Origin of the sequence: Bacillus sp. KICET-1, assembly GCF_027721405.1 — a bacterium.
Classification (GTDB): domain Bacteria; phylum Bacillota; class Bacilli; order Bacillales; family Bacillaceae; genus Bacillus; species Bacillus velezensis.
This window is the reverse complement of sequence record NZ_CP113515.1, coordinates 3,787,308-3,809,359: the sequence shown is the minus strand read 5'-3', so window position 1 is coordinate 3,809,359 and position 22,052 is coordinate 3,787,308. Positions and strand designations below refer to the sequence as shown.

Below are 22,052 nucleotides of genomic sequence, written 5' to 3'. Positions count from 1 at the left end.
TGATTTTAATCATTCCGTCATATAAATAAAACATGACAGAATCGGAGGGATGAAGATGTCAAAACAAAACAGAAACGCGGAAAAAAAACCGCTCATGTATATTGTTCAGGCGGATTATTCAGACACGCAATCATCAATGCAGGACATATTAATCAAAAAAAGGAAAGCGCCTCAGCCGCCGGAAGAAGAGCCGATGCATGGAAAGCGGGAGGAAGAATGTCAAACTCAGCCTGAAGGAGCAGTGGCTGTCGAACCAGAAAAGCAAGTACCTGAACAGCACAGCCGCGCAGAAGAAGCCGTTCAAGAAGTTCCGGCGCAAGCAGAGCAGGACACTGCCAAGCCTGACGCCGCTAAAAAAGAGTCTGATGCCGCTGAAAAAGAGCCTGAAGCGGTTCACAATGCCGCCCCAGAGGAAAAGGTTCCGCCAAAGCGCGTGAAAAAGCCGATGAGCAGAATGTCCATTCTTGAAAAAATTGATTTCTTAACGAAGCTGCCGCATAATATGCCGCGGACCCTTTGTCTGATAGAAGCCAACGGGAAAACCTACAGAGGCGTAATCGTCGGCAGAAAAAATAATGCGATCTTCCTGCGGACGACAAGCAACGGAGCGCCGGCAGAACTCGCAATAGACGATATTACCTCGCTGCATCCGCTTGGATTTTAACCATACAAAAAGCTGCCTGAATTCTTAATCCGGCAGCTTATTTTTATGCTTTTTGATTTAAGAATGTGTGCGGTTGATCAGTCTCGGGTTCAGGCAATTGATGGCGCAGAAGCTATGGAGATCGACTTCAACGCAATAGTTCGTTTTTTCTAAACGGAATACATCGCAGAGAGAGTCTTTATCTGTAAAATCAAGAATGTGCTTATGCTCGTCAAAAGCAATAAGCAGGCTTAATGTGGCACAGCCGTCACAGACCCTTTCAACTCTGAAAAAAACGGTGTTAAAACACGGACCGTTATCCAGCTCGCCGACATTTCCGAATGCGGTAAACGGTGATGATTTAGAAGTGAAAAGCACAAACGGCACTGTATCGCCTAATGAAAAACCCGGCGATAAAAGGTTGGAATAGCATCCGGCCGGGCAATCTTCCTCGACCGCATTTTGCAGGTCTTCAATATTTTCTACCGCTTCACGCACACAGTATGTTGTATGCTTGCTCATAATATCCCTCCTGACTTCACGTTTTATATACCGGATTAAACGATATCGGAGAGTCAGCCGCCCGGAAGTCCGGGCGGGCTGATGATTGCATCTGTAATAGAAGGTTGGAAGGGGATTCTTCTTTAGGAAAGATGCGAATCAATGACTATCCGTGATGCTTTTTCTCTTTGTGCGGCTCAGGCCGGTCAACAAGCTCCGGTGAAAGGCATTGAATGGCGCTGAAGCAGCTCAGATCAACTTCAATGCAAAAATCTGTTTTTTCTAAACCGAAGAAATCCGGGTCACAAGGATGGCAGACGCTGAGGGTGTCGCCGTGCACATCTACGGGGCGCAATACTGAAAGCGTTGCGCAGCAATCACAAACTCTTTCTGCCCGGAAGAAAATAGACTCGAAGCACTGGCTGTCATCCGCAAAGCCTCCGACGTTCCCGAATGTGGAGAACAAACCGCCTTTTTTATCAAACAAGAGAAACGGGATGGTATCTTTACCGGTAACCGTCGGGCTTAACAGATTGGTATAGCATCCAGTCGGGCATTGTTCTTCAACAGCCTCTTGTTCTGCTAAAATCTTCTCGACTGCATCGCATACACAACTTTCATCTCGGCCATGGTGTTTTCCGCAGCTCATGGATTTCAGCTCCTTCTTTTAGGGTATTTGACTTTTGTCTTTAACAACATATGTACGCGAGCCTCACTTGGTGTGGGTGAACGTCTATATATTCATCATATGCGGAGAAAATAAGAAAAAGCAGAGCATTTTTAGCTCTGCTTTTTCTTTTTAGAGGACAAGGGTGATGACTAAGACAGCAATCAGTAAATTTGTCGCTGTTGAGATCAAAACTGCGATATCGGCATCTACTGTTGTCACGTTTACGCCGCGGGAGTTTTCGATGAGCAGTTTTTGACGGTTGATTTGTTTGTTAGCTGTTAGCTGCAATAAGTCTTGTGCGACCAATTCAGCGATGACTCCGTCAGCGATTGAAGTGAGAGTGGCCGTTACGACTGCTGCATTAATCGCTGTCATGACTGAAGCGACTGCCTGAACGTCTGTTGACGTTACGTTAATATCACAAGAGTCTCTGATAATAATCGCTTCTTCAGAAACTTGTTTGTTGATATTCGCTTGAGCAAGGTCTTGGTCAAGGAAGGCATTATCTTCGCCAAATCCATGTCCGTTACAGCAAACATTACATCTTCTGCCTTCTTTTTCTTCTTTTTCTTCTCGCGGATGTTCGCATTCAGGATCAAGTGCAACCCAAGAGTATGGTCTGCTTTCCATATCTATTCCTCCTTTTCTTTTACTATTATTAAATGAGCCGGCCCCTTACTTTGACTCAGGCATCTATCCTGATAAAAATCACTATTTTTTAGTTATTGACCGGGATTTTGGCGTCTTTGCCGGAGCTGTTCGATTAATTGTTCTCTGCGGGTTTGCGGATTGGTCTGCTGATCTTGCGCTTTTTCCTGCTCTTTTTTTTGTTTCTGGCTTTCAAGAAAAGCTTCTGTTTTTGCCTGCATGTCTTTGACTAATGCGATCAGCATTTCTTTTTCTTCATCAGGTATTTCCCGCATTTTATCTTTTGTCACGCCGTGTTTTTTGAAGACATTGCTGACAAGCACCTTTAAAAGCGGATCCACTTCTGGTAGATTTTCGAGTTCTTTTTTTAATTTTTCGTTATCTGCCATTTGTTCTCACCTCTGTTTAAATATTTGAAAAGAAAGGTTAAAGGATGTCTAGTTCAGCAAAAAGTATATTTAATAATTGAAACAAAATTTGTACAAAGGCCATAATATCGTCTGCTGTCAGTGTGATTTTGACATTGCGGCTGTTAATGACTTGAATGAGGGTTCGCTTTTTTATTTGGCAATCATCGAGGATCAGCAGTTCGGTTGCCATTTGGTCGGCTGTGTCTTCATCTGCGATCGCGAGCTGTGTCGCAAGGATAATCGCCGCAGTAACTGAAGCTTGTATTGAAAGAGCGGCCGTTATAAGTGTTGTATCTATTGTGACATTTTCGCAATCAATCACTTCGATCTTCTGCTCGAATTCGTTGGATAATTGTTCGAATATTTGCGGCTGCAGTGTTTCGACTTTTTCTTCAAACGACATAACCTTCACTCCTTTCTCATTCATACTTTATATAATGCAAATGAAACGCCGAGCGGAATAAGAAAAACAACTAAATCGCACCTATTTTTTTATCGGACAAGGTGCGATTCATGAAGATCAGGGTTTTCGCATATGTATAAAGAGGTCAAGTTTTGAAAAGGAGTGAACAGGTGGTTATCAATTGGCTTTCATTTATTCTGTTATCGTTTGCCGTTTTCCGGCTGGCCAGGCTTTTCGTATTTGACACCATTATGGCGCCGCTTCGGAGCCTTTTTCACGAGGAAAAAACAGAAACCGAACCAGACGGCACGACAGAAACCTACATTGTCATAAAAGGAAAAGGCATCAGGGCATTTATCGGTGAACTTCTCAGCTGCTACTGGTGTACGGGCGTGTGGTGCGCCGCCTTTTTAATTGCGGCCCAGATTGTGGTACCCGAGGCTGCGCAATGGCTGATTTTGCTGTTAGCCATCGCCGGCGCGGCCGGGATCATTGAAGCTGCGGTTTCTCGTCTTCTGCAGGAATAAGGCGGTTCCACCAGCAACTTACCGTCACTTTCGGCATAAACTGGCATATATGACATAAGGAAAGGAAGGATCACCATGAATCAATCAAGCAAACCTTCCCAACATTCTCCATACAAGTCAACTGTGCATCAGCCTTACGAAAAAAAAATTAAGAAAAAAGGCTGCGGCTGCGGCCAAAAGAAAAAACCGAAATAGCCGTTTTCTAAAAAACCGGAACTTCCGGTTTTTTTGTTTTTTGCCGAACGCCGGCCTCTGTTCGGCATAGATCATAGGAGGAGGGGATGTTATGAATATATTTGAATCATTCATAAACGGTAAATACCGCCGGCACAATCAAAACCAGCGGGAGCATGACAAATATATCTTATCTATTGAAAAACAGCTGTCTGAGTTTGATGAAGCGGGATCGCGCTTTGAGGAATGGATAGATGTGTTTGCCGCCGAAACAGAAGCAAAACTGAAGAAAAATGAGCATTCTCACTAAAATGAATGAAATCCGCACCGGCCCTATGCATTTATCCAAGCCAAACAAGTCGGCTCACATAGAGTATAGAGAGTAAAGGAGGTGCTTAGATATGGGATTCGGATATGGCGGATTCGGCGGCGGCTACGGCGGTTATGGCGGCTGCGGCGGATACGGAGGCGGCTATGTCGGAGGCGGATACGGCTCAACATTTGTTCTTGTTGTCGTATTGTTCATCCTTCTGATCATTGTCGGTGCATCCTTTTTTTGCTAAACCTTAGCAAGACCTTGGATAAGCGCGGGACCGTTCAGTCCCGTGCTTCCCTGATGTATGAAGGAGTATAGAGACGGGGCACTCGGAATTTTTTCCTTGTCTTACGGGCACATGTTCCGCTCTTTATTCATACAATATCGTATTACTCCACAAAAGGAGGCACACCATGGATAATCAATTTTTCAAAAATATTGAGAAGAAAACAGGCGTCAGCATGAAGGATGTCATGAACCTTGCAGGATCATTGCAAAATGCCAATTTCAAAGATGAAAACACGGTGAGAGGCGTCATTCAGAAGGTGTCCCAGCTGGCTAACAAGCGTGTTCCGAAAGAATTGGAAGACAAAATCGTTCAATCTATTACAAGCGGTAAAGAGAAACTTGATTTTGGCACCATTTCTAAAATGCTGAACAATAAATAGGCATCAGCCGGCCTTGCTAAAAAGGCCTTTTTATGTGAGAAGAACCCGGCAGCGATCTGCCGGGTTCTTTATATCCTGAGTGCGCTCCGTCTGTCCGTCCGAAGAAGGGGCTCGAGAAATCTTGAGCTGCGCGCTGTTTTTCCCCGCCTGTACGCGGGACAAGATACATATAAATGCTGCATGGCCCTTGTCATTGCGACATACAGAAGCCGTCTTTCTTCTTCGAGCGGAGCGGGATCGCCCTGTCTCGCCGTCTCAAGCGCGAAGTCATGGGGGATCGAGCCGTCAGCCGCGCCTAAAATATAGACCGTATTGAATTCAAGACCTTTAGAGCGGTGAATGGTCAGCAGTTCGACGCCGTTTTCATCGGTTTTCAGATTCTCAGCGGCGCGCATATGATCGACATGCGCAAGAAAATCGGGAATGGTTTTGAATTTTTTGGCGGCCACTTTGACATCCCTGAGATCATCAGAGCCTTTTTCCAGTTTGTTCCCCTCATTGCCCCGTTTTTTTAAATACTCGGAAAAACCCATTTTGCTTTCTGCAAAGGTGATGGCTTCAACCGGCTTCATTGTCCGGATGCTTGCGAAAAACGGAACGATCTGCTTGATCTTCCCTATTTGAAAAGGCTTCAGGTCAGGCAGTTTCGTCAGTGCCTTAACCATCGTGCAATCTTCCGTGATTGACAGCGCCTTTAACGTTTGCAGGGCGGATTGCTTTAAAAATAAGGCGGGCAGCAGGTCTTTCACCGCATCCGGATCATCTTCATTCTGACTCGCATATAAGTAGGCGAGGATCTGGCGTACGATTCTGCGGCTGTAGAACGTCTGCACACCCCTGTCGGCATGATAAGGAATCGATGATTGGTGCAGTCTTTCATAAATGGCCCGTCCGGCGCTGTTTGTCCGGTAAAGCACGGCAAAATCGTCAGGACTCTCCCCGTTTTGAATTTTCTCTTTCATATCCGAAACGATCATGGTCGCTTCTTCTTCTTCATCGTAAGGATAAAACAGCACGGGATTGTGAACGCCGTCTTTGACGGCAGAAAGTGTTTTTTCATACCGTTTTTTATTTTTCTTTACGACGGCATGAGCGCTTGAGACGATCGGATGCGGCGATCGGTAATTTGCCGTTAAATAAATGGTCTTTGCTGCCGGATAATCCTTTTGAAAATCTAAAATGAAAGACGGGCTGCTGCCGCGGAATGCATAAATGGATTGGTCGTCATCACCCACGCAGCACAGGTTATTCTCAGGGCTTGCGATCATTTGCATAATGTTGTACTGGACAGGATTGATATCTTGAAACTCATCAATCAAAATATGAGAAAATCTGTTTTGGTACTGTGCGAGAATATCAGGCCGGCTTTGAAACAGTTCATAACAGCCTTGGGCCATGTCATCAAAATCAAATTGCCGTTTTTCCCGCTTTTGCCGTTCGTAATGTTCGTAGAGCCTGTACACTTTTTTCTCCCAGTCGTCCGCAAGCGGAATGGTCTCATGGGGGAGATATGTGTTTTTCCAGCAGCCGATAAGCTGAAGCGCCTGGTCGACGGGAAACTCTTTTTCATCCAAATTTTCTTCATAGAGCGCCTTTTTCACATATTGCTCTTTTTGCCACTCCATTTTTAAAAGCTGGCTGCCGTTCCATTTTGAAGAATCATAATGATAGAGTATTTTATAGAAAAAGCTGTGGAATGTTCCTGTCACGAGACGGGAGACTTTTCCGGCTGCCAGACCGTACTCATTTGCCATCCGCTCTTTCATTTCGGCGACGGCTTTTGTCGTAAAGGTCACAAGCAGCATATTCTCAGGTGAAATGCCGAGGTGTTCAATCATATGGGCGGCGCGTGCCGTCAGCACCCTTGTTTTTCCGCTTCCCGCTCCGGCAAGCACTAACAAAGGCCCGTCCGTTTCAGTAACTGCCTTCATCTGTTCACGGTTCAGGCCGATGCCGGGGAACAAAGATGTATCAGCCGCCTCGGATGTTGGTGAAAACGGTTCGGCCGCAGGCACTTTTTTCGGGCTTTTCCATTCTGAGACGATCGGTTTCGGATTCTCTGAAATCGCTTTTCCTTTCGGCAGACGGAACATGCCTGCTTCCTTATACTCTTCTTTTTCTTTCTCCGCTTGCGGTTCCTCGGCCGCGCATGCTTTTTCACAGGCGGTGAAGTCTCCCTTTTGCCGGTGATAAAATGCCGGCTGCTCTAAAATCGAAAGCCGCATCAAGACGGGCTGCTCACAATGTGCGCAAAAAATATTTCCTTTCTGAGCTTCTTCAAAAAGGAATTGGTAATGTTCTCTAGAATATTTATGTAAATGTATCGTTCGGTTATTCAGTCGGGCGCATTTCAAAAAGGGGTCCTCCCATTAAAAGGTGTTCATCCATTTGATAGACAAAGAATATCATAACAAAAGAACCGCGTTTCAAAAAGTAAGATTAAGGGAAATGAAAAGCGAAGGGGAGGGGTACATATGATTTATGCGGGACGGATTCAAAACCAGCAGTATTCTCAATACGCAAACCGGGCAGCGGGTTATAAGCCTGATTACGCCGACATTACGAAAGCAGCCGCCCTCGCCAATGACAGGGTGTACAGAGAGGTGGAACGCCGCCAGGAAAACACCGCAGCCGCAGAAAAGAAAGTACTTGAGGAAAAACGTAAGCGCTCTCTTTCCCGTCTGCCGCAAATCATGGGAAAAGGCCGGTTAATAAATCAATACGTGTGAAAAAGCCCGGATATATCCGGGCTTTTTTGAGTCGTATATATGAAAGATACGGAAAGGAATGATTCAATTTGAGAAAGCTTTCATTATTAATTGCGGGGTTATTTCTATTCGGCCTCTTTACTGCCGGAATGAAACCGGCACACGCGGCGGATGGCTCCGCAGCAAAAGATGTCACTCTCACACAGCTGGCGCCGCATGTTTGGATGCATACAAGCACCGGTACGGCAGACGGAAGTCCCGTCCCTGCGAACGGATTGCTTCTTGAGACTTCCAAAGGAATCGTACTGATTGATACTCCGTGGAATGACAGTCTCACAGAGCAATTAATGACACAAATAAAAAAGCGGTTTCCAGGAAAAAGGATGACCGATGCCATTGTGACACACGCCCATGACGATCGTATCGGCGGGCTGAACACCCTGTACAAATACGGTGTAAAGGTGCACAGCACGAAGCTGACCGCCGACTTCGCCCGACAGCAGGGATATGACCGGCCGCTCGGAGATTTGAAAAACGTGACAAAGCTGCAGTTTGGCGATATGAAAATTGAAACGTTTTATCCGGGAAAAGGGCATACGGAAGACAATATGACCGTCTGGCTGCCTGAGGATAAGCTCTTATTCGGCGGATGCTTAATCAAGGCTTTAGAAACAAAGGAAATCGTGCCTACTCCGGGCTTTTATCCGGATCAGTGGCCGCGCGCCGTCCGCAAAGTCATGAAAAGATATCAGGACATCAGCATTGTCGTCCCGGGCCATGGCAGTCCGGGGGATGACCGTCTGCTGCCGCATACGATAAGCCTTCTGAAAGAAACGTAATAAAGAAGACCGGCGCTCCCATTACGGAGTGCCGGCTTTTTTTATCTCTTCCTGATTTTCATAAAACTGAGGAAAGCAAGTGCAAGCGCCAAAACGGTATATCCCGCTATCGGCCAAATATGCTGATGAAATGAAGAATAATCTCCGGATATGACTTCCTGGGCCAGCTCGATCGAGTGAATAAACGGTAAGGCATAAGCGATATGTTTGAATGTGTCACCGAGCAGGCTCACCTCCATCCAAGCCCCGCCCAGAAATTGCACGAGTGTAATATAAATCGTTCCGATACCTGAAATTTGTTTGTCCGTAAACACAGCCCCTAAACATAAACCGAAGAAAACGGACATCATCGCAATCGGCAGCAAGACAGCGATACCTGCGAGAAGATTCATCCACTCGGCGGATAAACCGGCAGCCGCTGCTGCGATAAAACAAATGACGATTTGTAAAATGGCTAACGGCAGCATCGGCAGTGCATAACCGATGACATAATCGGCTGTTTTTAAAGGGGAAGCAAACAAACGGGTCAAAAGGGCGGTCTGTTTGTCTTTTGCGATCAGCAATGCAGAGAACATCGTAAGGAAAGCAAAACCGAAAACAATGAGTCCGGGTGCTAAATGCTGAATTTTAAAGGTATCAAGCGGCGCATTTTTTTCAATCGCCGTAAACAGAAACAATAGAATAACAGGCAGTGCGATTCCAAGGATAATAGACAGGGGGTCACGAAAAATTTCTTTGCGGTTGCGAATGGCGAAATCAAGCATAAAGACCCGCCTCCCCGTCACAAATCGCTAAAAAGGCATCTTCAAATGTGGCTGAATGAGTTTGCTTTTTCAGAGCCTCCGCCGTGCCCAGTGCTTTTAAAGTCCCATTTTCTAAAATGCAAATACGATCTGCCAGGGCTTCAGCCTCTTCTAAATAGTGTGTCGTTAAAATAATCGTCATGTCTCCCTTTAATGCCTCAAGATTTTTCCACAACTCGCGGCGTGAACGGACGTCCAGCCCTAATGTCGGTTCATCTAAGAAATAAATATCCGGCTTGGTGATCATTCCCATTGCGATGCTGAGGCGGCGCTGCATTCCTCCTGATAATGTTTTTGTTTTTGCTCTTTCTTTCTCTTTTAATTGAAACAATTCGAGCATCTCATCCGTTCTTTTTTTTGCTTCTTTTTTCGGAATTCCGTAGACTCCGGCTATAAACTCTAAGTTTTCCCGTACGGTTAGATGAGGAGCGATGGCTGTTTCCTGCGGGGACATATTCAATTTCGGTTTTATTTTATCCAAATCAGTCAAAATACTGTGTCCAAGCACTGATGCATCACCGTCATCCGGAGAAAGAAGTCCGCAAAGCATACTGATTAATGTCGTTTTTCCGGCTCCGTTCTCACCGAGTAAAGCGAAAAATTCCCCTTTCTCAACTGAGAACTTAAGACGGTCAACGGCGGCGGTTTCTTTATAATGTTTCGTTAATTGCTTCAGCTCAATCGCATGCATTTACTCATCCTCGCTATCTTCATCGATTTGCTTAGCGTTTAAAATATCTTTTGCAAACTCGAAAAAGAGTTCTTGTTTAACAAGTGCGATACCTTGCTGGTCATCCCCAAGCATAAGCAGAGAATCCCCCGGATTTATATCGAAAACATCTCTTGCTTCTTTAGGAATGACAATCTGTCCTTTTGTGCCCACTTTAACAGTCCCGAATATATGCTTTCCTTTTGGTGCCGTCATGTTTATCCCTCCGAAATATGAATTGTATTTTTTGTATGAATTGTAATACTTCGTATACTAAACATACATTAACCTTCCATAAAATGCAATAAAATTCATGAAATAGTATTATTTTCATAAAAAAAGCACTCCTGCTATAAACAGGAGTGCTTTTGATTTTATCGTTTGTGTTCCTTTACCATTTCCAGATGGGGGATGCCCGCATCGAGAAATTCTTCGCCGGATGTAACGCGGTATCCTTGTTTTTCGTAAAACGGAACCGCCTGCGTCTGCGCATGTAAGAGAAAGCTGTCGGCGCCCTTGGCTGCCGCCGCTTTTTCAAGCGCCTGCATAATGACGGCTCCGACGCCTAAAGAACGATGGCTTTTCATCACGCAGATGCGTTCTAATTTTCCATGCCCGTCTTTTATGCGCCATCTGCCGGCTCCGACCGGCTGGCCGCCGTCATATATGACTATATGTTCTGACGTGTCCTCGAATTGATCAATCTCTTCTTCTTCCGGAACGTGCTGTTCTTTAACAAAGACCTCTTTTCTGACGAAAAAAGCGTCGTTTAGCTGTTTTTCAGTTTTTGCGATGATGGATTCCAAGCAGTTATTCTCCTCCGCCTAATAAAAATGTTTCGTACACAGTCCATGAGCCGTTATCCAGCTGATAGAGCAGGTGAAAACGGTCGATGACTTCTTCGTGGGAAATGTCCTGCATTTTCAGCTGTCCGAGTACGTCGGAATGTTCATCTGACGACAGCTTCTGGCCGACCGTGACATGCGGAACGAAGCTGTATTCCGGCTCGCCGGATAATGTTCCTGAGTAGCATTTCTCACTCAGAGATTTTAATTCCTCCGTCGGTTCTGCTTTCATATATATCACATTATTCACAGGAGAAAACGAGCTGTATTTTGTGATTTTCAGAACGAGCGGATGCGACTCTTTCGCCGTCTGTCTCAGCTGTGATACGACCTGCTCGATTTCCTGTTCTGTCGCTTCAAACGGATCTCTTACCGTCAGATGCGGCGGAATGAGCGCGTAGCTCGGGTCGTAGCGTTTCCGGTACGAATTTGCGAGATCCTGTAATTTTTTTGATGGAAATAAAACAATACCGTATTTCATGAAAGTTCCCTCCTTAAATGAATGGTTACAGCATTTTTTTCAGCGCCGGCGTGATGAGCGGCTGCCAGTAGGTCCATTTATGATCCCCGTCGAAGGTTTCATACGTGTATTCGGACTGTTTGCTTTCTAGCAGCTGTTTGAGCTCTTCGTTCGGCGCGGTGAAATCAAGAACCTGGCCGTCCGTCGTGTGAACGCCGGTTTCTTTTTCTCCGATTTGATGATAAACGGAAATCTGTTTGAGATCCTCCGACTGCCGGACGGCATCCAGCACGTGCCCGTCAACATACGGAGACTGCATGATGACGTTTCCAAACATGTTCGGATAGTCAATCGCCGTCATGAGCGAAACGGTTCCGCCGAGGGAATCCCCGATCATGGTGCGGCCGTATCCGACTTGATAAGTCGGGTATTCTTTGTCGATAAAAGGAACGAGCTCATTGGCGATAAACCGCTTATATGAGGCGAACTTAGAGCCTTCTGGATGGTATGTGTTTCTTCGCTCCCGCACATTTTTATAAGGGACGCCGATAATGATGCAGCGGTCAATTTCCCCTTTTGACATAAGCTCTTCCGCCTGCCGCCCGATTCTCCCTAATCTGAAATAATCATGGCCGTCCTGAGCGATGACCGTATGATATTTATACAGGGGGGAGAAGGTGGCGGGCAGGTAGACCAAAACGGTCATTTCCTCTTCAAGCTCATGGGAGAAAAGTTTTTTCTCATGAATGATTCCGTTTTTCGATGCCACTTCGCATTCCTCCAGGCCGCTTCTTGTCTTGATGGTTTTTTCCTATTGTACCATGAATTATTAGAAATTTCTTTTTTCAGGTGCACTTCTTGCGAGAGTTCAGATAAATAAAAAGTTGTTGAAATCCATTTTATTGTGCGTTAATATAGAACAATCAGAAAATACAAAACAATATTCTTATCACGAGAGGTGGAGGGACTGGCCCTTTGAAACCTCAGCAACCGGTTTGCTTTGCCGCGGGAAGGCAAAGTGCCAAGGTGCTAAATCCAGCAAGCGATTCACATGCTTGGAAGATAAGAGGAAGAGAAAAGCTCCTTCTTCTTATGAAGAGGGGGCTTTTTTATTTTTGAAAAAGGATGGTGCTTACTGATGACGCAGCATGTTGATACAAAATTAGCCCAAATCGGAAATAGAAGCGAAGAAGCAACGGGAACGGTCAGTCCGCCGATTTATCTGTCCACCGCTTACCGCCATAGAGGAATAGGAGAATCTACAGGTTTTGATTACGTGCGCACGAAAAACCCGACACGCCAGCTCGTCGAAGATGCCATCGCCGTGTTGGAAAACGGTGCGAGAGGATTTGCCTTCAGCTCGGGAATGGCAGCCATTCAAACCATTATGGCTTTATTTAAAAGCGGGGATGAATTGATTGTATCCTCCGATTTATACGGAGGTACGTACCGTTTGTTTGAAAACGAATGGAGAAAATACGGCTTAAGCTTTATTTACGATGATTTCAGCGATGAAGACTGTTTACGCTCCAAAATAACGGAGAACACGAAAGCGGTATTTGTTGAAACACCGACAAACCCGTTAATGCAGGAGGCGGACATTGAAAAAATCGCCAGGATTACGAAAGAAGCCGGCCTGCTTTTAATTGTGGATAATACGTTTTATACCCCGGTGCTACAGCGCCCGCTTGAACTGGGAGCGGACATCGTCATTCACAGCGCCACAAAATATTTAGCGGGGCACAATGATCTCCTTGCCGGTCTGGCTGTCGTTAAGGATGAAGAGCTCGGCGAGATCATGTTTAATCACCAAAATGCGATCGGAGCGGTTCTTTCGCCGTTTGATTCGTGGCTTTTAATGAGAGGGATGAAAACACTCGCACTCAGAATGCGCCGTCATGAAGAAAACGCCCGTGAACTTGCAGAATTTTTAGAACAGGAAGAAGAAATCGCCGACGTGTTATATCCCGGAAAAGGCGGGATGCTGTCTTTCCGGCTGCAAAAAGAGGAATGGGTCAATCCGTTTTTAAAGGCGCTGAAAACGATCTGTTTCGCAGAAAGTCTCGGCGGGGTGGAAAGCTTTATTACATACCCCGCGACACAGACGCACATGGATATTCCGGAAGACATCCGTATCGCAAACGGCGTCTGCAACCGTCTGCTGCGTTTTTCAGTGGGCATTGAACATGCAGAAGATTTGAAGCGGGATGTCAAGCAGGCATTACAGCAAGTAAAAGAGGGGGCCGTATCATATGAGTAATCACAATTGGACGCTGGAAACCCAGCTTGTGCACAATCCATTTAAAACAGACGGAGCCACCGGAGCCGTCAGCGTGCCGATCCAGCATGCTTCCACATTCCATCAGTCTTCATTTGAAGAATTCGGGACATATGACTACAGCCGCTCAGGCACACCGACAAGAACAGCGCTTGAAGAAACGATCGCAGGTCTTGAAGGCGGAACGAGAGGTTTTGCTTTCAGCTCCGGTATGGCGGCGATTTCGACGGCATTTCTGCTCTTATCCCAAGGCGACCATGTCCTCGTCACGGAGGATGTGTACGGCGGAACATTCCGCATGGTGACTGAGGTTCTCTCCCGTTTCGGGATCGAACATACCTTTGTCGATATGACGGATATCAACGAAGTGGCGCGGAATATCCAGCCGAACACAAAGGTCATTTATATGGAGACACCGTCAAATCCTACACTTGGAATTACTGATATTAAAGCGGTTGTCCAGCTTGCAAAAGAAAACGGCTGTCTGACCTTTCTGGATAATACATTCATGACACCTGCACTGCAGCGTCCGCTTGATCTCGGCGTTGATATTGTGCTTCACAGCGCAACAAAATTCCTGAGCGGACACAGTGATGTGCTGTCAGGCCTTGCCGCCGTAAAAGATGAAGAGCTCGGCAATCAGCTGTATAAGCTGCAAAACTCGTTCGGCGCCGTCCTTGGCGTGCAAGATTGCTGGCTCGTGCTGCGCGGCTTAAAAACATTGCAGGTCAGACTGGAAAAAGCGAGCCGGACGGCTGAGCGGCTGGCTGCCTATTTTGACGGGCATCCCGCCGTCAAAAACGTTTACTATCCCGGCCTTGCCGGACACCCGGGAGCCGATACCCATAAACGTCAAGCGAGCGGAGCGGGCGCCGTCCTGTCCTTTGAATTGGAAAGCAAAGAAGCCGTCAAAAAGCTGGTCGAAAACGTATCGCTTCCGGTATTTGCCGTCAGCCTCGGCGCCGTCGAGTCCATTCTCTCATACCCTGCAGCCATGTCGCATGCCGCCATGCCGAAAGCAGAGAGGGAGAAACGCGGCATCACAGACGGCCTTCTGCGCCTGAGCGTCGGAGTCGAAAACGCCGAAGATTTAGAACGGGACTTCGAACAGGCATTGAAAAAAATAACCCCCGCCCAAGTGAGATCATAAACGAAAAGGGCGCCGTCAATTTTGCGACGCGCCCTTTTTTTTATTTTAGATAAAAAAAGTGTTGACGAATGAGAAATCAGGATATATAATTATAAATGTCAGAGAGACAACAACATACCCAGCAACACATACATATCATGATTCCGTAGCTCAGCTGGGAGAGCGCTACCTTGACAGGGTAGAGGTCGCTGGTTCGAGCCCAGTCGGAATCATCAAGGGTTTCAGCGTGTTGGACACTTACTCGTGTCACACTGGAGTCACAAAAAAGAGGAGTCACAATTTAATGTGATTCCTCTTTTTGTTTGCCTTGTAAGATGCCACTGATAAATGTGGAAGCATCCTTCTGCATGTTTGGCATTAAATGTGAATAGGTGTTAAGTGTAACCTGGATATCTTTATGTCCTAACCTTTCTTGAACAACTTTAGGATGAAACTTTGTTAACAGTAAGGATGCATGAGAGTGTCTAAGGTTATGGAATGGGATATCAGGTAAATCAAGCTGCTTTAAATAAGCTTTGAACTGTCTTAAAAGGTTTCTTGGATTGATTGCATTCCCTGTATCTGTACATACAACTAAATCTCGGTCTGTATAGAGCCCTCCGCATAAGTTCTTCTCTTTCAGTACACGGCTTCGTTGTTTCTTCAGTATATGGATATCATGTTCTGATAAGTCGATGGTGCGTGTGCTTGTCGATGATTTTCCACCGTATTTTGTTTGGCCGCCAGAGTGTTCTAATGTTTGAACAATTCTCAAAACACCATTATTGAAGTCTATATCCTTAAAACGTAAACCTAAAATTTCACCTTGTCTAAGCCCGAAAGAAATCGCTAACCAAAATGCGATATAGTAACGACTGTTTTTAGTGTGATCCAGGAATAAAGACATCTGTTCCGCTGACCAAACTTCAACTTCTTTACGCTTAACTGATGGCTTCCTAACTTTTTCAACTGGGTTCTTTTTAATAAACTCATCTTGGACAGCTGTTTTCATTACATTGTTGAGTACGTGATATATCTTCTTTATTGTGGCAGCTGATAAGCCGGCATTAACTAACCTTGTTATAAATGCTTGTACCTTTTGAGTTGTTATATCGCTTAGTTTCATGCTTCCAAAGGCGGGGAGTATATGATTTTTCAAATTATAATGATAAACCTTTAGAGTTTGGTTGCTTACATCTGGAGTTTTGATGTTAAGCCAATACTCAACCAATTCCTTGAAGGTTGAATCATTATCTTTAAGAAGATCCCCAGAGTGATATAACTGGAGATCTTCTCTTAATGCTTCTTCTGCATCTTTCTTTAACTTGAACCCACTTCGTTTACGCTGCTTCCGTCTGCCGTTCTCGTCTTTCCCTATATCAAACACATAGTACCAATTGCCGTTTCTCTTATCTTTTTTTACTGATGCCATTAATCGTTCTCCTTTTTATTTTTACCAGCTAGGGCGCTCTCCCCACCCGGTATTGCTTTTTTCGTAACCTTCTTTTAATGCACTGATAACATGTTCCTTAGCGTCTTTATTGAACTTTGTTATATCTTTACGGAATAAAGAAACTAGAAATCGGAAGTTATCAGGGGAATCTCCCATTGATAACATCAGCTTATGAAGATTTTCGATGACTGTGCCGAATTCACTAGGATTTATCGTATAGTACCAATCAAGGTCGTTTTTAATCTCATTTATTTTTTTATTTATCATTTCATCATAGCTTGCATGTTGCTCTTGGATTCGTATAGCTTCAGCTTGTTCAAGTAAGTGTTTTTGGTACTCAGGATCATTCATTAACTCAATTTCCCGTTCGATCCAGGCTTCTTCTGCTGCCTTTTCAGCTGCTATTTTTTCAGGAGACTTAAAACCAAGAGCTTCTAAGTACATTTCTAAATTCTCTTCTGCGATTCCGAGCTTTCTAAATAGTTCTAATAATGTGTTGTAATCCGGATTCTTGTTGTGTCCATTTTCAATTTGACTAATGTACGCTCCGGACTTACCTAACGATTTTGATAGCTCTTGAGAATTGATCTTCTTTTTCTTCCTATAGTATTTGACCACTGATCCTAACTTGTTTTCTTCATCAATCTTAATATTATTATCCATGATTATAATGTCACCTCAAAAATAATCATAACATATGGTGAATAAAAAGAATATATTTATTATTTTCTTATGGATTACGATAAAACTTTAATAAAAATAAAAAAACTTTCATGAAAAGTATTGAAATATTAATGAGTGTGGTTTATGATTGGATTAACCCGAAAAGGAAAGGGTTAAACAGGAAACAGAAGAGAGGTGGACGGATGAACCAAGAGGAACTAAACCAAGAGCAACTGGAAGAAATCTTCAAAAAGGTTGCGCTTGATGTTCAAGATATTCGCAAAATTACTGGGGCTGGAAGAGATACAGCATATGCCCTTTGTAAGAGTGGGAAATTTCACGCAGTGCGGGTAGGGAAAAACAGAATCAAAGTACCAACAGAAGGTTTCAAAAAATGGTGGTACGGTGAGCAACAAATCGCTCAATAGGACATAACAGCAACACCGCAATACATAATCGCAATACATAACTTGTTCCATAAAACTGGAGGATGAACTATAATGAGATCATATGTTCTGTGTGAACTAAAAGAGATCCTATATTCAGATTCGGGTTAGTGGTGACATCGCCACTGTCTGTTGCTCTGAATTAGTGACACACTACAGGGGGTTATTCGGATGATAGCAAAAGAGAGAGAAGCTAAGAAACCAGAAGTAGATGCAAAGGTACGTCTTGAAATGTCAGATATTAATGAACAGTATGAACAAACTGACGCATTAATTGATCAATTAATCAACAGTAGCTGTTCGATTGAACGTGAATGGGCAGCAATGTATCAGATCAAACGTAAGCAAGACAGAGGCGAAATAAACGCACATCAGGCGCTTAAAGCAATTGGGAAGCTTGATCCCAAGTCTCAAGAAATGCGTGTATTCACTTACATAATTCCGTTGTATTACTACCTTAGAATGGCTGAATACTCAAATCTTGCAGAAATGTCGACAGTTGTTGATCTTGATTTTATTGAAAACAATGAACAGATTAAAAGCTCCTTTTATAACCGTCTGATGGCTTTGTTGGGCGCTTCAGCATTCAGTCAGAATAAAATGACTCAAGCTCGTTTTTATTGCTCATACGGCATTAATGTAACGAATATTGATAGGCTTGTCGCTTATAGCTATCTAACTTTGGGTAACACTTATTTGCTTGATGATTATGAAAAAGCAAAAGAATATTACCTGGCCGGTTTAAAACATACTGAGAATAACCCCTTGGCAAAATTACAGCTAACTAGAAGCCTTTGTTTCTTGGAAAACCATTGGAATCAAGAGAACTTTTGGCTAAACCCTGATTCAAATGAAGTTACAGATATCCAAGAAATTGCACATTATCACATCAAAAAAAACAACTTGCAACAGGCTAAAGAAATATTGGAGAACTTAGAGCAGCAACCGAATATTCATAATGACTTTGGCATTCATTTTTATCTAAAAGGACTAGCTTATGAAGATAAGAGATTCTTTTATGAGTCTATAAAACACTTTAAGCTGTCCGGCGATCTATACAGCGTACGCTTACCTTTGGATAAATTAAGGGAAATGGGTGAGGACGAGCAGATTTTGGATTTACTTGCCCTTTAAATCGCGCGATATCACTTGAAAGGAGGTGAAAACTATATGAAAAAAGTATTTATCGGTCTTACTATCGTAGCTTCATTGGCTGTTGGTTTCGTTGCAGGTCAACAAACAACTATTCATAGCGCATCAGGGGAAGGAACATTCCATGTAGCAGGTTTTGGACGTGGTGCGTAAGCATTACATATCCATTTGAAGGGGTGAGCGATTCGTTCACTCCTTCTCATTACATATTTTTAGGATAAAAATAAAATAAGTGAATAAAAGGAGAAATGTTATGACAAACGAATTATCAACAGAGTTCAAATATGATTTAGTCGATCAATCAACAGCTGAATTTCTGAAACAGAAAGAATTCAACATGCGTGAGATTGTAGGCAAGGCTTATACCGAGCTAGGAAGAGAGCTGAAGGAAGCGCAAGAAATGCTCGCTATGAATGGGTACGGGTGTTTTGAGGAATGGTGTATGTCTATAGGAATTAATAGAAAGGCAGTTAATAGGTTAATACAACGATATGAATTGATTGTGACAAATTGTCACAATCAAGAATTAATAGAAGACCTACCTGTTTCTCTAACATATGAAATAGCTAAACCTTCATCAGAATCAACAGAGTCAAAGAAACAAGCTAAGGAAGCAGTCCTAAAAGGTGAAGTCAAGACATTAAAGGAATACAAAGAGCTTGAAGCTAAGTTGAGGAAAGCTGAAGAGGATAATAAGAATCTTAGTTATGAATTAAGCCAAGAAAAGAAGAACAGGACAGTTGTTGAAAAAGTCATTGATAACACTGACTACAAACAAATAGACACATTAAAAAAAGAATTAGAGTACAAAAATAAAAAATATGAAAACTTATCAAAACAAAAAATGATCTTAGAGCAACAACTTGAAAGCAGTGATGTGAAAGTAAAAGAATACGAGGAGCTAACAAACAAATTAAAGGCCGTAACAAGAGAACAGGATGATCTAGGGAGACAAGTTGAGGCCACTTCAGAGCTTTCTGAAATGGTTTGGGAGATTGAAAAACTACTAAAAGGTAGTTTAGCGCCTGTAAAGTATGCAAAGGCCATTAGGAATATGAGTGACAATCAAATTATAATGAACAATCTTGATTCTGTAATCGGGCATGTGGAATCCTGGTGCAAAGAAATGAGAAAAATTACGAATAAAAATAATATTATTGAGGTGGTTTAATGTGACGGAAGATATTTTTGATCTACAGGATGAGCTTAAAGAGGCTGAAATAAATTTAAAAGCTGTTGAAGAAAAACTAGTAGACCATGACATTCTAGTTCTGAGACGTGAGGAATTAAAGGAACAAATCACCGAAGTAAAACGGTTGATCTCTAATCATCCTGACAATAAAGGGGAGAGATGAGCGCTCTGATGAATTCGCATAAGAAACACCTTGAAGAAAAACAATGTTCCCTCAAGGTTTTGCAAAAACAAATTGATGAGGTATATGAATTAGAGCCAAGAAATGCACTCGAACTCGAACGAAAAAAGGTTGTATTGAAACGAGAAATTGAAGACTTAAAACAATTGATTAAAGGTGAAAACAGAACTGTATTAGACATTGTTATCAGTGGAATGCTTGATGGACAATACTACGAACATATGAAAAAAGTTTCTGGCTATACTGTGGATTACATAATTGATGACTGTATAGTCATGGAATATGTAGAAGAAACAATTACAAATGACTACTGGGAAAGAGTTAAGGCTATTAAGAATGAACTATGGAACAATATCCTAGAAGAGTCGCCATACTTGGAGAGTAGAGAAATTGATGAGCATGTATTTTATATTCCAGTGAGAAAGGGATATGAGGGTGAAGGGATAAGAAAATTTATTAGTGTTTTTCAAAATCTAATTGGCAATGAGATTACTCTAATATTCAAAAAGGAGAGTAATAGATGACAGCAAGAAGAAGTGTGCGTATCGACTTAGCAGCATCAGCAAACGGATTTAAACGGATCAGAGAAGATAAGTCGCTTTATTATAACCAAAAACATAATGCAATACTTAGCACGAATGGTCACATAGCAGAGGTTATTAGTCCTCAACCATATGATTCAGTGGTTATTGGGCTGCCTTACATATTGCGTGATGGTGTTTGCAAGAAAGTTACATACAGAAAATCAACGGAAAATTTAAAAAATGACATAAGAATAATGCTTGAGAACCTGGATAAATTCTCATCTAACGGTTTTCATCAAATGACTGTTACAGAACGATTTGATACCGGTTTAATCAAGCTATCTTCTTCATATTGTCCGGAAGCTTACGCTGATATATCGAAGTTTAACGGTAGGAATGTGGAGAGTGGGGAGCAACTGTGGTGCAAACTTGAAACAAATGAAAACAGAGCGCCGATTGTTACAGCTATTGAAAACAGTAAGCCGTCAGAATACTTGAATTTAATTTAAAAGGAGAGAATGCTTATAAAAATTGAGGTTTTAACATCAGGAAAAACGTTCAAGAATTATAAAGTGCTTTGCAGAGAACTTGGGCTAGAAGTAAAACGTTCAGGGGATAGTCGAAAAGCGCAGTTTAAAGAACTAGAACGGTACTGTACATATAGCAAAGTTGGTCATTCCATAATTATAGAGGAAGTCTTTGAGCAGCCTCTTCAAAAAATGAAACGGCAGGGGAATAACACTGTTTATAGTGAACTGTTACAGCTCCTTATATTGGATATGCTTGCCCAAAGCAAGAATGGAAACATGTCTATAAGTAAAGGACGATTAATAAAATCAGTGAGCTTGGTTAATCAAAATTATAAGTATTGCTTTGAAAAAAGAAAGTCTCTAGCTAGATATGCAAACACGGATACAGAAATTGTGAAAGATTTTTACGATAGTAGCAATAATAGCTTCAAGAAAGCGGTTGTACAAGCCCTAAACAAGTTAGTTGAGAAAAGGCTAATCATGTATGACGTTATTACTAAGGTTTGTGAAAAGGGGAAATTCAGACCACGTAAAGCGTCCTCGGCCGAGAAGAAAATGATTATGGCATGCGAGAAAAAAGTGCTTGATGAGCTTGGTTATAAAGAATTAAGTCATGTGCGTGTATCAAGGCACTGGAATGAATTTAAACGGAGATCGGAGACTCTATTAAAAGAATGTAGCAATCTCAAATATTACTTTGCTGCTTATGACATCACCGCAAATGATAAATACATTGAAAATGAGTGTGAGGAGCTCATTGGTTTTCTGTTGAAAGAAATTGAGCGGGTTGACTATAAGGAGAAACTGAATCATACAGCTTGTTCAAAGTTATTGAAAAATGCGGAAGGTAGACACAAAAAGTCGTATTCAATATTTAGAGAAAACAATTATAGAATCAGTGAAAATTACATTCGTGACTTCAAAAAGCTAATTGACCTCCTTATAAATGAGGACGCTGAGAGTATAAGCGATGAAATTGAACAGATGGAAGCCCAAGATGATCTATCCTATGATATAGCGCAGTCTTTGCCAAGTGGTCTATAAAAAGTAACGGTTTAAACTTCCTATAGTATAAACAAGAAACACAATAGGAACATTAAACCGTCAAATTTTTGAGTTTAAGTATTACATAGAAAAAAGAGTGTGAAACACCAGTCTGAAGGGGGTTTGGGGGATGGTT

The 22,052-nt window shown here is 42.9% G+C and carries 31 protein-coding genes, 1 tRNA gene and 1 riboswitch; of the genes, 18 read left to right on the top strand and 14 right to left on the bottom strand.

The window, feature by feature from the left end:
- Window positions 1–55 precede the first annotated feature (55 nt).
- On the top strand, window positions 56–664 hold the full coding sequence (locus OVA33_RS19070; protein ID WP_015239581.1) for a CotO family spore coat protein: 609 nt from the start codon (window positions 56–58) through the stop codon (window positions 662–664).
- 57 nt (window positions 665–721) lie between these two features.
- Here the strand turns inward: OVA33_RS19070 and cotZ are convergent, their stop codons facing one another.
- From cotZ to OVA33_RS19045, 5 genes are all read right to left on the bottom strand, one after another.
- Window positions 722–1,165: a spore coat protein CotZ gene (gene cotZ / locus OVA33_RS19065; protein ID WP_003154997.1), complete on the bottom strand. Its 444-nt coding sequence runs from the start codon at window positions 1,163–1,165 to the stop codon at window positions 722–724.
- A gap of 145 nt (window positions 1,166–1,310) precedes the next feature.
- The gene (locus OVA33_RS19060; protein ID WP_003154995.1) at window positions 1,311–1,793 is read right to left on the bottom strand and encodes a CotY/CotZ family spore coat protein; all 483 of its coding nucleotides are present in this window, start codon (window positions 1,791–1,793) and stop codon (window positions 1,311–1,313) included.
- A gap of 150 nt (window positions 1,794–1,943) precedes the next feature.
- Window positions 1,944–2,444 (bottom strand): spore coat protein, encoded by a 501-nt coding sequence (locus tag OVA33_RS19055; protein WP_015239583.1) that lies wholly within the window; start codon window positions 2,442–2,444, stop codon window positions 1,944–1,946.
- A gap of 92 nt (window positions 2,445–2,536) precedes the next feature.
- The gene (locus OVA33_RS19050) at window positions 2,537–2,851 is read right to left on the bottom strand and encodes a hypothetical protein (protein ID WP_015239584.1); all 315 of its coding nucleotides are present in this window, start codon (window positions 2,849–2,851) and stop codon (window positions 2,537–2,539) included.
- A gap of 37 nt (window positions 2,852–2,888) precedes the next feature.
- Window positions 2,889–3,275 carry a spore coat protein gene (locus OVA33_RS19045; RefSeq protein WP_123117726.1) on the bottom strand — a complete coding sequence of 129 codons (387 nt, stop codon included), beginning with the start codon at window positions 3,273–3,275 and terminating at the stop codon, window positions 2,889–2,891.
- 170 nt (window positions 3,276–3,445) lie between these two features.
- On the opposite strand from OVA33_RS19045, the gene OVA33_RS19040 reads away from it, so the two are divergent.
- The 4 genes from OVA33_RS19040 to OVA33_RS19025 all read left to right on the top strand — a co-directional run bounded on the left by OVA33_RS19040 (window position 3,446) and on the right by OVA33_RS19025 (window position 4,960).
- Window positions 3,446–3,802 (top strand): DUF1360 domain-containing protein, encoded by a 357-nt coding sequence (locus OVA33_RS19040; protein WP_063636844.1) that lies wholly within the window; start codon window positions 3,446–3,448, stop codon window positions 3,800–3,802.
- Between the two features lie 286 nt (window positions 3,803–4,088).
- Window positions 4,089–4,286, top strand: a complete 198-nt coding sequence (locus tag OVA33_RS19035) for a hypothetical protein (protein ID WP_012117306.1) — start codon at window positions 4,089–4,091, stop codon at window positions 4,284–4,286.
- Window positions 4,287–4,377: 91 nt separating this feature from the next.
- Window positions 4,378–4,539: a YjcZ family sporulation protein gene (locus tag OVA33_RS19030; protein WP_017417465.1), complete on the top strand. Its 162-nt coding sequence runs from the start codon at window positions 4,378–4,380 to the stop codon at window positions 4,537–4,539.
- Window positions 4,540–4,705: 166 nt separating this feature from the next.
- Window positions 4,706–4,960: a sporulation-specific transcription regulator SpoVIF gene (locus OVA33_RS19025; RefSeq protein ID WP_003154986.1), complete on the top strand. Its 255-nt coding sequence runs from the start codon at window positions 4,706–4,708 to the stop codon at window positions 4,958–4,960.
- Window positions 4,961–5,028: 68 nt separating this feature from the next.
- On the opposite strand, the gene OVA33_RS19020 is transcribed toward OVA33_RS19025, so the two are convergent.
- Window positions 5,029–7,314, bottom strand: a complete 2,286-nt coding sequence (locus OVA33_RS19020; protein ID WP_065180639.1) for an ATP-dependent helicase — start codon at window positions 7,312–7,314, stop codon at window positions 5,029–5,031.
- 120 nt (window positions 7,315–7,434) lie between these two features.
- Here OVA33_RS19020 and OVA33_RS19015 point away from each other — a divergent pair, with 120 nt between their 5' ends.
- On the top strand, window positions 7,435–7,689 hold the full coding sequence (locus tag OVA33_RS19015; RefSeq protein ID WP_065180638.1) for a hypothetical protein: 255 nt from the start codon (window positions 7,435–7,437) through the stop codon (window positions 7,687–7,689).
- Between the two features lie 68 nt (window positions 7,690–7,757).
- Entirely contained in the window at window positions 7,758–8,507 is a 750-nt protein-coding gene (gene bla, locus OVA33_RS19010; protein ID WP_017417467.1) for a subclass B1 metallo-beta-lactamase, read from the top strand.
- Window positions 8,508–8,548: 41 nt separating this feature from the next.
- Here the strand turns inward: bla and OVA33_RS19005 are convergent, their stop codons facing one another.
- From OVA33_RS19005 to OVA33_RS18980, 6 genes are all read right to left on the bottom strand, one after another.
- The gene (locus OVA33_RS19005; RefSeq protein ID WP_017417468.1) at window positions 8,549–9,271 is read right to left on the bottom strand and encodes an ABC transporter permease; all 723 of its coding nucleotides are present in this window, start codon (window positions 9,269–9,271) and stop codon (window positions 8,549–8,551) included.
- Complete coding sequence (locus OVA33_RS19000; RefSeq protein WP_017417469.1) at window positions 9,264–10,001, bottom strand: ABC transporter ATP-binding protein; 738 nt, start codon at window positions 9,999–10,001, stop codon at window positions 9,264–9,266. Before OVA33_RS19000 ends, OVA33_RS19005 begins: the two co-directional genes overlap by 8 nt.
- Window positions 10,002–10,235: an AbrB/MazE/SpoVT family DNA-binding domain-containing protein gene (locus OVA33_RS18995; RefSeq protein WP_007409078.1), complete on the bottom strand. Its 234-nt coding sequence runs from the start codon at window positions 10,233–10,235 to the stop codon at window positions 10,002–10,004.
- Between the two features lie 158 nt (window positions 10,236–10,393).
- Window positions 10,394–10,825 carry a GNAT family N-acetyltransferase gene (locus OVA33_RS18990; protein WP_025649593.1) on the bottom strand — a complete coding sequence of 144 codons (432 nt, stop codon included), beginning with the start codon at window positions 10,823–10,825 and terminating at the stop codon, window positions 10,394–10,396.
- Window positions 10,826–10,829: 4 nt separating this feature from the next.
- Window positions 10,830–11,345 (bottom strand): YjcG family protein, encoded by a 516-nt coding sequence (locus OVA33_RS18985; protein WP_063636840.1) that lies wholly within the window; start codon window positions 11,343–11,345, stop codon window positions 10,830–10,832.
- Window positions 11,346–11,370: 25 nt separating this feature from the next.
- Window positions 11,371–12,093, bottom strand: coding sequence for an esterase family protein (locus tag OVA33_RS18980; RefSeq protein WP_007409075.1), 723 nt, complete (start codon window positions 12,091–12,093; stop codon window positions 11,371–11,373).
- Between the two features lie 174 nt (window positions 12,094–12,267).
- A riboswitch (SAM riboswitch) is annotated at window positions 12,268–12,393 on the top strand.
- 69 nt (window positions 12,394–12,462) lie between these two features.
- On the opposite strand from OVA33_RS18980, the gene OVA33_RS18975 reads away from it, so the two are divergent.
- The 3 genes from OVA33_RS18975 (at window position 12,463) to OVA33_RS18965 (ending at window position 14,964) form a co-directional block, all read left to right on the top strand.
- Complete coding sequence (locus OVA33_RS18975; protein WP_021495000.1) at window positions 12,463–13,584, top strand: methionine biosynthesis PLP-dependent protein; 1,122 nt, start codon at window positions 12,463–12,465, stop codon at window positions 13,582–13,584.
- Window positions 13,577–14,752: a cystathionine beta-lyase gene (gene metC / locus OVA33_RS18970; protein WP_021495001.1), complete on the top strand. Its 1,176-nt coding sequence runs from the start codon at window positions 13,577–13,579 to the stop codon at window positions 14,750–14,752. The genes OVA33_RS18975 and metC overlap by 8 nt, the downstream gene beginning before the upstream one ends.
- A 139-nt stretch (window positions 14,753–14,891) precedes the next feature.
- Window positions 14,892–14,964, top strand: a tRNA-Val gene (locus OVA33_RS18965).
- A gap of 68 nt (window positions 14,965–15,032) precedes the next feature.
- Here OVA33_RS18965 and OVA33_RS18960 read toward each other — a convergent pair.
- On the bottom strand, window positions 15,033–16,163 hold the full coding sequence (locus tag OVA33_RS18960) for a site-specific integrase (RefSeq protein WP_017417527.1): 1,131 nt from the start codon (window positions 16,161–16,163) through the stop codon (window positions 15,033–15,035).
- Between the two features lie 21 nt (window positions 16,164–16,184).
- Complete coding sequence (locus OVA33_RS18955) at window positions 16,185–16,847, bottom strand: helix-turn-helix domain-containing protein (RefSeq protein ID WP_017417528.1); 663 nt, start codon at window positions 16,845–16,847, stop codon at window positions 16,185–16,187.
- Between the two features lie 203 nt (window positions 16,848–17,050).
- Between OVA33_RS18955 and OVA33_RS18950 the strand changes: the two genes are divergently transcribed.
- The 8 genes from OVA33_RS18950 (at window position 17,051) to OVA33_RS18915 (ending at window position 21,916) form a co-directional block, all read left to right on the top strand.
- Window positions 17,051–17,275 carry a helix-turn-helix domain-containing protein gene (locus OVA33_RS18950; RefSeq protein WP_017417529.1) on the top strand — a complete coding sequence of 75 codons (225 nt, stop codon included), beginning with the start codon at window positions 17,051–17,053 and terminating at the stop codon, window positions 17,273–17,275.
- Window positions 17,276–17,464: 189 nt separating this feature from the next.
- Window positions 17,465–18,427, top strand: a complete 963-nt coding sequence (locus OVA33_RS18945; RefSeq protein WP_017417530.1) for an AimR family lysis-lysogeny pheromone receptor — start codon at window positions 17,465–17,467, stop codon at window positions 18,425–18,427.
- A gap of 36 nt (window positions 18,428–18,463) precedes the next feature.
- Window positions 18,464–18,598, top strand: coding sequence for a lysogeny pheromone AimP family peptide (locus OVA33_RS18940; RefSeq protein WP_017417531.1), 135 nt, complete (start codon window positions 18,464–18,466; stop codon window positions 18,596–18,598).
- Window positions 18,599–18,698: 100 nt separating this feature from the next.
- On the top strand, window positions 18,699–19,616 hold the full coding sequence (locus OVA33_RS18935; RefSeq protein WP_017417532.1) for a hypothetical protein: 918 nt from the start codon (window positions 18,699–18,701) through the stop codon (window positions 19,614–19,616).
- Between the two features lies 1 nt (window position 19,617).
- Window positions 19,618–19,800, top strand: a complete 183-nt coding sequence (locus OVA33_RS18930; RefSeq protein ID WP_017417533.1) for a hypothetical protein — start codon at window positions 19,618–19,620, stop codon at window positions 19,798–19,800.
- 8 nt (window positions 19,801–19,808) lie between these two features.
- Window positions 19,809–20,342, top strand: a complete 534-nt coding sequence (locus tag OVA33_RS18925) for a hypothetical protein (RefSeq protein WP_223255053.1) — start codon at window positions 19,809–19,811, stop codon at window positions 20,340–20,342.
- Window positions 20,339–20,851 (top strand): hypothetical protein, encoded by a 513-nt coding sequence (locus OVA33_RS18920; RefSeq protein ID WP_017417535.1) that lies wholly within the window; start codon window positions 20,339–20,341, stop codon window positions 20,849–20,851. Before OVA33_RS18925 ends, OVA33_RS18920 begins: the two co-directional genes overlap by 4 nt.
- Before the next feature lie 9 nt (window positions 20,852–20,860).
- The gene (locus OVA33_RS18915; protein WP_017417536.1) at window positions 20,861–21,916 is read left to right on the top strand and encodes a hypothetical protein; all 1,056 of its coding nucleotides are present in this window, start codon (window positions 20,861–20,863) and stop codon (window positions 21,914–21,916) included.
- Window positions 21,917–22,052 lie beyond the last annotated feature (136 nt).